The sequence below is a fragment of the Bacteroidales bacterium genome (assembly GCA_018334875.1).
Taxonomy (GTDB): domain Bacteria; phylum Bacteroidota; class Bacteroidia; order Bacteroidales; family UBA12077; genus JAGXLC01.
This window is the reverse complement of record JAGXLC010000106.1, coordinates 1-12,290: the sequence shown is the minus strand read 5'-3', so window position 1 is coordinate 12,290 and position 12,290 is coordinate 1. Positions and strand designations below refer to the sequence as shown.

The window sequence follows — 12,290 nt, the reverse complement described above, 5'->3', positions numbered from 1 at the left end:
ATACAGCCAATATCTACAAAGATCTGGAGGACTATCAGTATCATGGCTCTGTTTACGGGGTAATCCCGGCCAAAAGAGGATATCTGAAGCCTGTGGGTGAGTGGAATGAACAGGAAGTATTTATTCGGGGAAACAACATCCGGGTTACACTGAACGGTCATACCATTGTGAAGGGCAACCTGAAGGAGGCTGCTGAAGGCGGGACACCAGACGGACGGGAGCATCCCGGGCTGGAACGTGACAAAGGACATATCGGTTTTATGGGACACGGATCGGTGGTAAGCTTTCGGAACATCCGGGTTAAAAGCCTGGATTAACAGATTAATTAGCGTTTGTCCATAAAGTCAAAGAGATTTGAAAGAGTCTCGTCTAGGATGTTCGCTGGCAAGGCTTGCGAGTTTTGAATGCCAAATGTAGAGACGTACGGCCGTACGTCTCTACCAGATATAATTGACTGGCATGAAAAACGAGCATAACGCAGCCAGCGGATATTATAGACAGACTCTAGTTAAGTTTTTCAACTGTAAAACTGAGGATTTCATTTTTTTCAATGACTTTGGTTTTGTCAAATGTGGCATTACCAAACTTTTCCAGTTCAAATGATTTAAGATTTAATTTTCCATGCAGAACAGAAAGATTAACTGCAGCTTTTTTATCGTTCTTCGAGATGCTGCATTTGCCCCAGCTATAGCCATTCGACCAAAAGAATGTTCCTTCTTTTGCTGCAAAACTCATGGTATTGGCGACACCGGAATATTGAAATCCGGATAGTGCCAATAAACTTGCCCAGCTTGCCATGGCCCTTGCATAATGATGACCACATTCCGCTTCATCGAAGGGATTTCTTTTCAAACCATCATATCTGTCACGGATATTTTTGATACATTTCAATCCATTCCCCATCTGACCTTCATAAAGCATACCTATTGCCGCTGTATATTCAAAGCCTGTCATTACCTCCGCAAAATAAGGGAATGGTTTCTCCGGCCTGTCTTTGGGGTAAGAAGCCATAAGCAGCGCCGATTCCTCTCCAAGCGCATAGGCACGCATATTGTTGAAATGGCTGTTGAGATTTTCACGGTAATTGTATCGCATGATGCTGTTCAGGGTTTTTTGAACGTGCCCTTTGTCAAGCAAATATCCTAACCCGACAACATGGGCAAAGTATTGTCCCGCGAGCTGATCCACCAGGCAACCTGAACCAAGCTGATAAGCCGGATCGGACAAATCTTCAGCTCCCATACCTACCCTCAGGGATTTCGCAATTTGAGAAGGATTATCAGGAATACGGATATCTTGTTCATAGTATTCTCCGTTAAAAAGGTTATCATCAGTCCACCTGCTGCCTTGATTGAATAATTGTTTACATGTTTCTGCGAAATCTTTTTTGCCCAGGTGACGAGCCATTTTTTCCGTCGCTTTCAAAGCCCCAAGATACCAACCCTGCATTTGAGGATTCGGCCCAAAATATTCGACATCCATGGTGTTGTGCTGGCTGCCTTCCATGACCCCGTCCTTATTTGCATCCCAGCCTCCGTCAATCCAGCAGAATTCAAGTGCTTTTCGAACATTGGGCCAGAGTTTTTTCAGCATCGCATCATTTCCCGAGAGCTTCCAATCGCGATACATACGCATAATGGTTCCCATCTGACCGTCTGCTGCTGCATTACCATAATTCTGAGCATTTTCCAGGGGAAGACGAACCCGAAAGCTCATCAATCCCTTTTCATCAGTAGCATGGCCAAATTCCACTTCTCTCATGGTTTGTGCCAGATTGCCAAAAAGGAATGAAGTGGCTTGCTCGTAATTCCAAACATGCGTGCAGGAGCCGAAGCAGCACCCAGTTTTGTTGCTGCATCCTTCCCATCCCATAAAATGACCGCTTTCGATACGGAAAGTGGTTTGTGTACGGAGTGTACTGAGGTTAAAAAGGGCTGCTTCTTTTATAACTTCGGGCACATCGCTAGAAAGAAATGCGTTGACAAACTCCACACTTTTTGCTTCCAGTTCCTGAAGACTGGGAGCAGTCTTCTCGGCAACATCCCAGGCATCGCTGTATTGAGTGGTATAATAGTTGCCAACCCGCTCCTCTGACCAGGCATAACGATTGGGAAAATGCCAGGTGAGCATAAAGGTAATTGTTTTTGTGCTATTGGCGGGAATGTTTTGTTGGACAGCCAGTGAAGCCACCGGCGCTTCGTTCGTACTTCCCGAACGGTTTTGAAGCCTGCCGTCGGAGCTAAAATCATCCCAGAAATCAAGCGATGGGGTATTCCACCCCCCGGATTGCCATTCTGTACGGTAACTTACTGAGTTGTGCAGGGTGGTTAAAGCCATGGTTCCCCATTGTTCAGCTTCTTTATCAACTCCTTCAGAATGCATGTAAAGACCCTTCACTTGATCTCCTTCCCGGAATACGTTAACATTACCTTTATATCCGTGGGAATCACCTGTGCCATCTTCACCAATAAAATTGGGAATGTTCCCTGCTACAGATATTTCCACTTTTTCGCTGGTAGGATTGGTTATCTCATACTGAAGCACAGCAACCGGTATTCCACTATTATCTGCATCACCGGGAATAAAGGGATTGAATGCCTTGACTTTAACATCAACAGGCATTTCCGGATCGGATAGGTTCACCTGTCCAAATGGATAGGCTGTGGAAAAAGAATGATTTTTAAAACGTGCAAAGCCGGGATTGGCCACAGAGCTACCATGAGCACCTTCATAGAGCACCTTGGGTATACTTCCTTCAAGAACCCTGGCTTTCTTTTCTCCTTTTTGCGGGTTAACATACAATGCGAAAAACGGTTTTCTGCGGGATTCTCCGGGTACATAGCCCTTAGAAGGAGCATTCATGACCTCCCAGTCAACAAGGGCACCTCTTCCACTGAGGGATACAGTACCCGTTCCTATCCCTCCCAGCGGAAGGTCTATGTTCAAAGTATGCTTCTGATCGTAATGTTTTAAAACAGGCCATGATACTTGGTCTTTAACACTATAGTGTTTCTGATTGGCCGCATCTGCCGGGAAAAATAGAATTCCTGCAATAAAAAAGGTTAAAAAAGATACTACATGTTTCATACTGATAGAATTTATTTTCAAAAATAAATGAATTAATTATTTGTGAATAATTCGGGTTAAGGGTCGGCAGAGAATTCTCAGCGGTATTTTTTCCTGTTAATTTTTATTTCTGTTTTGTTTTTTATCCCGCGATGGATTACTCCTGTCCTTTCCTTTGCCGGCTTGCCCTTTTTTATCTCCTGAAGCCGGAGATCTCCATGCCGGGCCTTCTCCCAGCTCCCGGGGTATAGGCAACTTTGGGATCTGATTTTCTATCAGCCGTTCAATTTGCTTCAATTTGTACATGTCGTCAGGAGTGACAAAGGTAAGCGCTACACCCGTGGTATCTGCCCTTGCCGTACGGCCCACACGGTGGACGTAATCTTCAGCATCTGAAGGCACATCATAATTGATGATCAAGTTGATGTCCTTAATGTCCATCCCCCGGCTCATGACGTCTGTGGCAACAAGAATACGGGTGCGTCTTGCTTTAAAACGGTTCACCACTTCTTTGCGTTCGGATTGTTCCAGATCGGAGGAGATCCCTTCAACGGAATAACCTTTTTTCTGAAGGGCTTTCACAATATCCACTACTTTCTTTTTGGTGGAGCTGAATATAAGAATGCTTGTATATTCAGGCTTATCCTTGAGCAGACTGTTGACCAACGGGGTCTTCTGGTTTTCATAGGTCAGATAAGCTCCCTGCAATACCCCTTCAGCGGGTTTGGAGACAGAGATGTTGATCTCAGCAGGATTGTTCAGTATTTTGTTGGCAAACTGCCGGATCTTTGTCGGCATGGTGGCGCTGAACAATAGCGTTTGCCTTTCTTCAGGTACATAGGATACGATTTTAAGCAGGTCGTCCTTGAACCCGATATCCAGCATCCGGTCGGCCTCGTCCAAAATCAAATGGGTGATATTATTAAAGTTAACATATCCCATTTTCAGGTGAGAGATGAGTTTACCCGGCGTGGCTACAATAATGCGGGATCCTTTTTTCAGGGCTTGTTGCTCCTGTTCCCAGTCACCGCCGCTTCCTCCTCCGTAAACCACTGCGGCATCGATATTGGCCATGTAGCCGATGCCCTGTATTTGCTGGCCCAACTGAATGGCCAGTTCTCTGGTAGGTACGATGATCAAAACATTGGTACCACTAAGATCGTTTTCAAGCAGGTAATTGATAACGGGAAGTACGTATGCTGCTGTTTTTCCGGTTCCTGTTTGTGCACAGGCGATCAGGTCATTTCCGTTCAATATTTCCGGTATGGCTTGCTCCTGAATGGGAGTGGTATCATCGAAACCCATATAGAAGATCGAATCCAGCAGTTGCTCATTCAGGTTAAAATCGTTGAATTTCATTAGGTTAACAGTATATTAAAGACTTAAATTCCAAATTGATTTAGATGTGAAATTTACATAATTTGCTTGAATCACCATGGAACCCGCATGTTAATTATGTTCCTGTTGTGCAAGTCACTGCATGCAGGTTTCATTAATATTTATGCTTTCTGATAATCGGGGCAAAGATAAGAATATCTTTCTGCAAACAATGTGGGTGATGAATTAGTTGTCAATAGGTTTTTAAGCATAGGTTAGGGCTTTTATACAGGTTTTTGTTTCATTCTGCTCCTTGTTTGTTTATTATTGCTTTTTTGTCTCTTGTATCTCGTTATCTTGATTCTTGTCTCTTCAAGAATGTTCAGGCCTTATTGTATTCAAGCTCATAGTGTATTACCCAATTATTTTTGTGTGTTATGCTGTCATTTTTGAAGGATGATTTTTATATTTGGATTTCTCATAATGAGGAAAACTTTCAATTATTGACCATAAATCAAAAGCCTTATGAAACGAACTTCCATCCTTCTTGTTATATTTGTTTTTCTTGCTCTTTACGGGCAAACACAGAACGTAACCCTGCCCTTGTGGGAAGAAGATATTCCCAATTATAAGCCTTCGGATGAAACCGAACAGGCCGATACCAACGGTATTGTGCGGATATCGAAAGTGCAGAAACCGGATATGGCAGTTTACCTTCCTTCCAAATCCAATGCCACGGGACAGGCTGTGGTGATCTGCCCTGGCGGAGGTTATTCAATACTTGCCTATGACTGGGAGGGAACAGATGTGGCCAAATGGCTTAATTCAAAAGGTATTGCAGGTATTGTGCTTAAATATCGGCTTCCCGGATCCGAAAGCAACATTGTAGGGCATAAATCTCCTTTGCTGGACGCCCAAAGGGCTTTGCGTTTAACCCGGTATCATGCGAAGGAATGGAATATCAATCCGGATCAGATCGGAGTGATGGGATTCTCCGCCGGTGGACACCTGGCTTCCACCCTCGGAACCCATTTTGATGAAGTGAAGTCCGGCATAGGAGATCCGATAGCAATGGCAAGTAGCCGCCCCGACTTTATGATACTGGTTTATCCTGTCATATCCTTCGATCCAAAATTTGGCCATATAGGCTCGCGAAACAACCTTCTGGGAAAAAACCCCGATCAGGAACTTATTGACCGGTTTTCTAACGAGAAGCAGGTTACAGCCGATACCCCGCCCACATTTCTTATCCATGCAGGCGATGACGGGGGTGTGCCTGTGAAAAACAGCCTCATGTTCTATAAGGCTTTACAGGAGAATGATGTGCCTGCTGAGATGCATATATTTCCCGAAGGCGGCCATGGATTTGGGCTGGCTCTTGAAAATGAACACCTCCATACCTGGACCGACCTGTGCATAGATTGGATGAAAGGCATGCAACAATAAACCTTTTTAAATACGCGCGACTACAAGTTAATGGCTAAAAATGACCATTAATGACAATCCAATTTCCCTGCAATTGACTCTATGAGTCACGCCGGAAATCCTCAAGCAGGGGAGAAAACGAACTGGGCTGGACGCGTATCAGTGTGATGGTGTACTGATGATCCGAACCGTTGGTGGTGTGGGTGTCCAGAAACACCTCGCGCTGCCAGAACTGGAATATTTTGGCAACCTAAAGATTGCGTTTATCGGCGGTTTCTGTCGTTGTCCCTGTCTTTGCCTTTGTCCTTTCCCGAACTCCGTGTAGGTTTTTTGTTGGATCCGTCTTCTTTTCTTCCCTTTTCGTTTTCATCTTCGTCTTTATCGGGATGAGGCGGCATAGCATGATCTACAATAACAGCAGGTCCGGAAGGTCTTCTTGGAGGCTGATTCGGTGGATCCGGGTATCTTACGGCTGTACTTTGTCTTTCTGCCTGGCAGGCGAACAGAAAAAGTGCCAAAGTTATGTACAACAATAATCTTTTCATGGTAATATTAAAACGCAAAAAATGTTCCATTATTTTAGCCTGGATTATTCATAAACAAATCCCGCTTATTAGCGGGAAAGTTTATGAATGCGGGGTGGATTGTGGAAAGGATCCAGGCTCGCCTTCGCGAAGCTTCAGCGGAGCAAGGCTACCCCGCATTAGAAAAACCAGCTTTTTGCGAGAAATATTGAAACAAAAAGCCAGGTTTTTCAATAGCGACAGAATTATTTGAGAATAATTCGGGTTAGCTGGTTGAGGAGAGTTTACTATACCAATTGGCTAATGCTTTCCCAGTTTCATGGGGTTGGTCTTCAGGTAAATAATGCAATCCTTCCCCTAAATAAGCCAATGAAAGGACTGTAAGGTTTTTTTCGCACCAATGCCTGACCTGTTGGTTGATCAGGGCTCCGGGCATCCCATATAAAAGCAGTTTGGGTAAGGAGGATTTTTGCAGCCAGTCACCATAATAATCCATCAGGTTATGGATATCTTTTGGTTTTCCGTTGATGGGAATTTCCCGTGGCCAGACCAGCATGGGCTTTCTGCTGTTTATTTTCCTGAAAGGAGCTTTGTACATTTTCTTCTCCTCACGGCTGAGGTTGCGAATAGTCAGCCGGGGCATGATCAGGTTCAGGAAAGCGTTCATTCCGTAAATCATGAATTCTCCAACTAAAGGTGTGCGCAGCAATTTAAATCCCAGTCTGTACTCCCATTTTAGGTCGGACCATTTCCAGGGTCTGACAAAGGCCTCCATGAACGCAATGCCCTTTATTTTGTCCCGGTGGTGCAAGGCGTAATGAAAACCGAGTGCAGATCCCCAGTCGTGAAGCACCAGGGTTATATTATCCAGTTTCAGCTTTTCCGTGAATGCTTTGAGGTAATTGTAATGATCAAAGAAGTTGTATTGGATATCCGGTTTGGCGGATTTTCCATGGCCGATAAGGTCCGGAGCAATACAACGGCTATAAGGGCTTATATACGGAATGATGTTGCGCCACAGGTATGATGAAGCAGGATTGCCATGGAGGAACAGCACTGCATCGCCGGTCCCTTCTTCCAGATAATGCATTTGGGAACCCAATACGTTAGTGAATTTTTCTTCAGGCATAATTACCATATTGATTTTCCTGATAAACACGCACTCCTGTAGCTCCTCCGTGGAACCGGTATTCTTTTATCGGACGGAAGCCTTTTAAGAACTCATCCATTCCACCGTTTTGGATGTAGTTTTTAAAATGGCGGTGATGCTCCTTACCGGCAAGTCTTTCTACAATGCGAACGGCAAATTTTACATAGGGTTTGGCATCATTTTCAAAAGTATAATCCACAACGATAAGATATCCGCCGGGCTGAATGACCCGGCGGGCTTCATCAACAATTTTCCGGGCTATATCCGCGGGCTTTTCATGCAAAGCAAAACTTATGATGCCCATATCGAAATGATTGTCACGAAACGCCAGTTCAGTGGCGTCCTGTTTATCGCATTTGATCGGTTCGCCACCCTTTTCCACCTGTTGAAGCATGGATTGGGATATGTCAATACCCGTTACGTTATGAAAACCACTTTTTTTTAAATATTTTAGCTGATTGCCCGTACCACAGCAAATATCTATAATGGTGGAAGGGTTATAGGATTGAGCGAGCTCCACCACTTTCTTCCTTATTTTGTGAAGCACACCGTAGAGAACGGGATCATAAATGCGGGCAAACAATTTGTATTCGTCCATAAACCGGAACCTTAGATTATCTTTTCTCCATACTAAACGAAATGTGGTTTTTTTTGTTTGACATAATGAAATGAAATTTTTAACACAATACCCGTGAATATTTTGTAAATTGGGAGATAATTTTATTGTTGCTTCAGGCAAAAAAATGTAAGCTATGATATACAGAGATTTGGGGAATAGTGGTATAGAAGTATCGGCCATCACTTTTGGTGCATGGGCCATCGGTGGTTTCATGTGGGGTGGAAGCGATGAAAAGGAAGCCGTTGAAGCGATTTCACGTGGCTACGATTTTGGCATCACTACCATTGATACGGCGCCGATTTATGGTATGGGTTTGAGTGAAGAACTGGTGGGCAAAGCCATTAAAGGTAAACGACACCATTTTCAGATCATGACCAAGTTTGGCATCCGGTGGAAACAGCAGGGTACCCAGACCGAATTCCGTTCACAGGCAGATTATGACAGGTTGATGAACCAGATCTACCGTACCGCAAGAAAAGAAAGCATCATTGAAGAATGCGAGAACAGCCTCCGGCGCCTCGAAACCGATTATATTGATTATTATCAGCATCATCGGCCTGCTGAAGATGCTCCGGTAGAAGAGGTGATGGAAGCTTTGGACCGACTTCTGGATCAGGGAAAGATACGAGCTGCCGGGGTAAGCAACTATTCGCTTGAAGAATTCAAAAAAGGGGAAAAATACATACAGTTGGAAGCCAATCAGCTTCCTTACAGTATGGTGAAAAGAGATATTGAAAAAGATATGCTCCCTTACCTTGCTGACCGAAACAAGGGCGTCATAGCCTACAGCCCGTTACAAAGAGGCCTGCTTACCGGTAAATTTAAGCCCGACACCCAACTGCCTGAAGGTGATAACCGGAAAAATTCCCGTTTCTTTAAATCAGAAAACATTCGCCGGGCCAATGAATTTCTTAACAAAATAAAACCCATTGCTGAGGAGCATAATGTTACGCTTGCCCAACTGGTGTTGAACTGGACAATACATCAGCGTGGAATCACTGTGGCATTGGCCGGAGCCAGAAATACACGGCAGATTGAAGACAATGCAAGGGCTGCGGATGTTCGGCTGAAACAGGATGAGATGGATCTCATAAACAATAAGCTTGAAGAGATTGAGCTGGAGACGGATTAATAAGGAAAAATTACATCTACAGGACTTTAATAACCATTTCAAACATCTTGAATGATTGCTTGTTTAACAAATATTCATCAGATAGAATCGAATTTTTAATCAAAAAAAGGAAATATTTATGGTTTATAACGAATTAGGGCAAAGCGGAATAAAACTATCGGCCATTACCTTTGGCGCCTGGGCAATAGGCGGATTCATGTGGGGTGGAAGCGATGAAAAGAAAGGCATCGATGCCATTAAGCGTGGATACGATCTGGGAGTTACTTCCATTGATACCGCCCCGATTTATGGTCTGGGTTTGAGTGAAGAACTGGTAGGTAAAGCCATCAAAGGCAACCGTGAGAATTACCAGATCCTGACAAAATTTGTTATGAGATGGAAAAAATCGGGGACCCAGAATGAATTTAGTTCGGATAAGGGTTTCGACGAACTGTGGAACAACGTTTATCTGGATGCCAGAAAAGAGAGCGTGATGAAAGAGGCAGAGGACAGCCTGCGCAGACTGGGAACCGATTACATTGATTACTATCAGATGCACTGGCCGGTGGACGATGTTCCCCTTGATGAGACCATGGAGGCACTTGTGCGTCTGAAAGAGCAGGGTAAGATAAGGGCCGCAGGCGTTTGCAACTTTTCCGCCGAGCAGCTCAGAGAAGCCGAGAAAACGGTACGCATAGAAGCCGATCAGGTACCCTACAGCATGGTTCGGCGGGATATTGAACAGGATGTGACACCTTACGTGGTGGAAAACAATAAGGGTATCATTGCATACAGCCCCATGCAGCGAGGTCTGCTGACGGGTAAGTTCAGTTCCGATACCAAGCTGAATGAGGGTGACAACCGGAAAGATTCCCGGTTCTTCCAGCCCGAAAACATCCGAAGGGTCAATGAATTTCTGGCAAAGATTAAGCCAATAGCAGATGGGCACAATGCTACGCTTGCCCAGCTCGCGCTAAGCTGGACATTGCACCAGCCCGGTCTTATCGTGGCTTTGGCGGGTTCCCGTGATCCCAAACAGATTGAGGATAACGCCAATGCGGCTGACCTGAAATTGACGGATGAGGAACTTCAGACAATCAACAAATACCTGGATGAGCTGGAGCTGGAAGAAGCATGAATAAACTGAAAGTTTGATTAATGGATTGAAAAAAGGCTGTTCTGATCGGAGCAGCCTTTGTTATTTTTATTGGATGGATTTTCTTAATTTTACCCTTTCGTAATTTTTGAGACCGGTCTAAGAAGGCGTTAAGCGGCTATATTAGCTATACATACAAAACATATTTTACTGATAAACAAAAAACTACAACAGCCGCTAAACGCCTTATACCTTAAAAGATGGCTTTTTAAACTAGACTCATTTTTAGTGATCATTAAATAAAACATTGTTACTGATGAACCACCTGATAACAGATTTGAACAAAATAGAACAACTGGGAAAGCTGAATGAGGACGAGAATTTCGACTTCCGTGCCTTTCTGAAAGGCCAGGATTCGGATGAGATAGATCAACGCGTGCATCGGTTGTACAAGGAGATATCGGCCCAAATCGACTGCAGCAAGTGTGCCAACTGCTGTAAAATGCAAACCCCGGGTTTGAGCAAAAAGGAGGCTGAGCAGATCAGCCGGTATATGAATATGGATATTGATGATTTCAAAGATCAATACGTTGAAACAGACTGGTCGGGTCAGATGATGCTCAAAGACCAGCCCTGCGTTTTCCTGAAAGATAATGCCTGTTCCATTTCGCATATCATGCCTGAAGATTGCCGCTCTTATCCCTATCTGCATAAGGACGATTTCATATCCCGGTTGTTTGGTGTGATTGATAATTACTCAGTCTGCCCGATTGTTTTTAATGTATATGAAGCATTAAAAGAAGAACTGGATTTTGATCCTGAGGATTTCGATGATTTTTTCTGATCCTTGTTATCTTTGCCGCATTAAATAGTGAATATGATCGAAGAAATAGAACAAGATCTCATCACCATAGCCGAATACGGAAAGATCAACGAATACGAGAACGAAGAATTTCAGTTTTACCTGGAGGGCCAGGATCCCGATGAGGTTGATGAACGGGTCAACCGATTATTTGAAGAGATAGAAGCGGAGATCGACTGCATGGAATGTGCGAATTGCTGTAAAATGCAGTCGCCGGTTATCCGGGAAGCGGAATTGTGGAATATAAGCGATTATTTTGACATGGACCCGGAAACCTTCAAAGAGGAATATTTGGACTTTGACGGGGATCAGATGGTCATGAAGCAGAACCCCTGCGTTTTTTTAAAGAATAATCTATGTACCATCTATGAATTCCGGCCCGCTGACTGTGCCTCCTATCCCCACCTCGATCAAAGAGGAATTGTTTTTAAACTTTCCGGCATTATGGGGAACTATTCCGTATGTCCGATCGTCTTTAATGTCATCGAAAATCTCAAAAAGGGGATGGGATTTATCTGAGCAGGATAACAGCGATTTGGTCCTATCTCCATGTTTTATATATTTTTCTGCAAAAATTTTGAGATGAAAGCATTTCACAATAAAGTAGTTTGGATAACAGGTGCTTCTTCGGGGATTGGAGAGGCTTTGGCTTATGAGCTGGCAAGGGAAGGTGCCAGGCTGGCTCTCTCGGCAAGGACTCAGGAAAGACTGGAGCCGGTGAGGAGATATTGTATTTCATTGGGTTCGGAGGCGGAAATTTTTCCCTTCGATCTCTCCCATGTGGAAGAGATTCCCAAAATAGCAGAGCAGGTCCTGAATTATTATAACCAGCTTGATTTGCTGATCAACAACGGAGGCATCAGTCAGCGGGCACTGGTCTCCGAAGCGTCCCTCGATGTTGACCGAAGGATTATGGAGATCAACTATTTTGGTAATATAGCCCTTACAAAGGCGGTACTTCCCCGGATGCTGGCTCAAGGATACGGCCATGTAGCTGTTACATCAAGTATTGTGGGCAAATTTGGTTTTCCCCGCCGTTCTGCATATTCGGCTTCAAAACATGCCCTTCAGGGTTTCTATGAGAGCCTGAGAACCGAGATGGACGGACGTAATATCAAGA

12 protein-coding genes are annotated in these 12,290 nt (G+C 44.2%); 7 read left to right on the top strand and 5 right to left on the bottom strand.

What is annotated here, in order from left to right; all coding sequences use genetic code 11:
- On the top strand, positions 1-317 hold a 317-nt coding region (locus KGY70_10170), incomplete at its 5' end, for a DUF1080 domain-containing protein (GenBank protein ID MBS3775543.1).
- A 187-nt stretch (positions 318-504) separates the two neighbouring features.
- On the opposite strand, the gene KGY70_10165 is transcribed toward KGY70_10170, so the two are convergent.
- Together KGY70_10165 and KGY70_10160 are read right to left on the bottom strand one after the other, a co-directional pair.
- Positions 505-3,087, bottom strand: a complete 2,583-nt coding sequence (locus KGY70_10165) for a hypothetical protein (GenBank protein MBS3775542.1) — start codon at positions 3,085-3,087, stop codon at positions 505-507.
- Between the two features lie 96 nt (positions 3,088-3,183).
- On the bottom strand, positions 3,184-4,425 hold the full coding sequence (locus tag KGY70_10160) for a DEAD/DEAH box helicase (GenBank protein ID MBS3775541.1): 1,242 nt from the start codon (positions 4,423-4,425) through the stop codon (positions 3,184-3,186).
- A gap of 483 nt (positions 4,426-4,908) precedes the next feature.
- Between KGY70_10160 and KGY70_10155 the strand changes: the two genes are divergently transcribed.
- A complete protein-coding gene (locus tag KGY70_10155) occupies positions 4,909-5,829 on the top strand; it encodes an alpha/beta hydrolase (GenBank protein MBS3775540.1) in 921 nt (306 codons plus the stop codon).
- A 242-nt stretch (positions 5,830-6,071) separates the two neighbouring features.
- Here the strand turns inward: KGY70_10155 and KGY70_10150 are convergent, their stop codons facing one another.
- The 3 genes from KGY70_10150 to KGY70_10140 all read right to left on the bottom strand — a co-directional run bounded on the left by KGY70_10150 (position 6,072) and on the right by KGY70_10140 (position 8,080).
- Positions 6,072-6,353, bottom strand: coding sequence for a hypothetical protein (locus KGY70_10150; protein ID MBS3775539.1), 282 nt, complete (start codon positions 6,351-6,353; stop codon positions 6,072-6,074).
- A gap of 244 nt (positions 6,354-6,597) precedes the next feature.
- Positions 6,598-7,461, bottom strand: a complete 864-nt coding sequence (locus KGY70_10145) for a haloalkane dehalogenase (protein MBS3775538.1) — start codon at positions 7,459-7,461, stop codon at positions 6,598-6,600.
- The gene (locus KGY70_10140; protein ID MBS3775537.1) at positions 7,454-8,080 is read right to left on the bottom strand and encodes a methyltransferase domain-containing protein; all 627 of its coding nucleotides are present in this window, start codon (positions 8,078-8,080) and stop codon (positions 7,454-7,456) included. The genes KGY70_10145 and KGY70_10140 overlap by 8 nt, the downstream gene beginning before the upstream one ends.
- Positions 8,081-8,234: 154 nt before the next feature.
- Here KGY70_10140 and KGY70_10135 point away from each other — a divergent pair, with 154 nt between their 5' ends.
- From KGY70_10135 to KGY70_10115, 5 genes are all read left to right on the top strand, one after another.
- The gene (locus tag KGY70_10135; GenBank protein ID MBS3775536.1) at positions 8,235-9,233 is read left to right on the top strand and encodes an aldo/keto reductase; all 999 of its coding nucleotides are present in this window, start codon (positions 8,235-8,237) and stop codon (positions 9,231-9,233) included.
- Positions 9,234-9,351: 118 nt separating this feature from the next.
- The gene (locus tag KGY70_10130; GenBank protein ID MBS3775535.1) at positions 9,352-10,350 is read left to right on the top strand and encodes an aldo/keto reductase; all 999 of its coding nucleotides are present in this window, start codon (positions 9,352-9,354) and stop codon (positions 10,348-10,350) included.
- 274 nt (positions 10,351-10,624) lie between these two features.
- Entirely contained in the window at positions 10,625-11,152 is a 528-nt protein-coding gene (locus tag KGY70_10125; protein MBS3775534.1) for a YkgJ family cysteine cluster protein, read from the top strand.
- A gap of 33 nt (positions 11,153-11,185) precedes the next feature.
- Entirely contained in the window at positions 11,186-11,689 is a 504-nt protein-coding gene (locus KGY70_10120; protein ID MBS3775533.1) for a YkgJ family cysteine cluster protein, read from the top strand.
- Between the two features lie 63 nt (positions 11,690-11,752).
- Positions 11,753-12,290, top strand: a 538-nt coding sequence (locus tag KGY70_10115) for an SDR family NAD(P)-dependent oxidoreductase (GenBank protein ID MBS3775532.1), incomplete at its 3' end; no start/stop codon positions are given.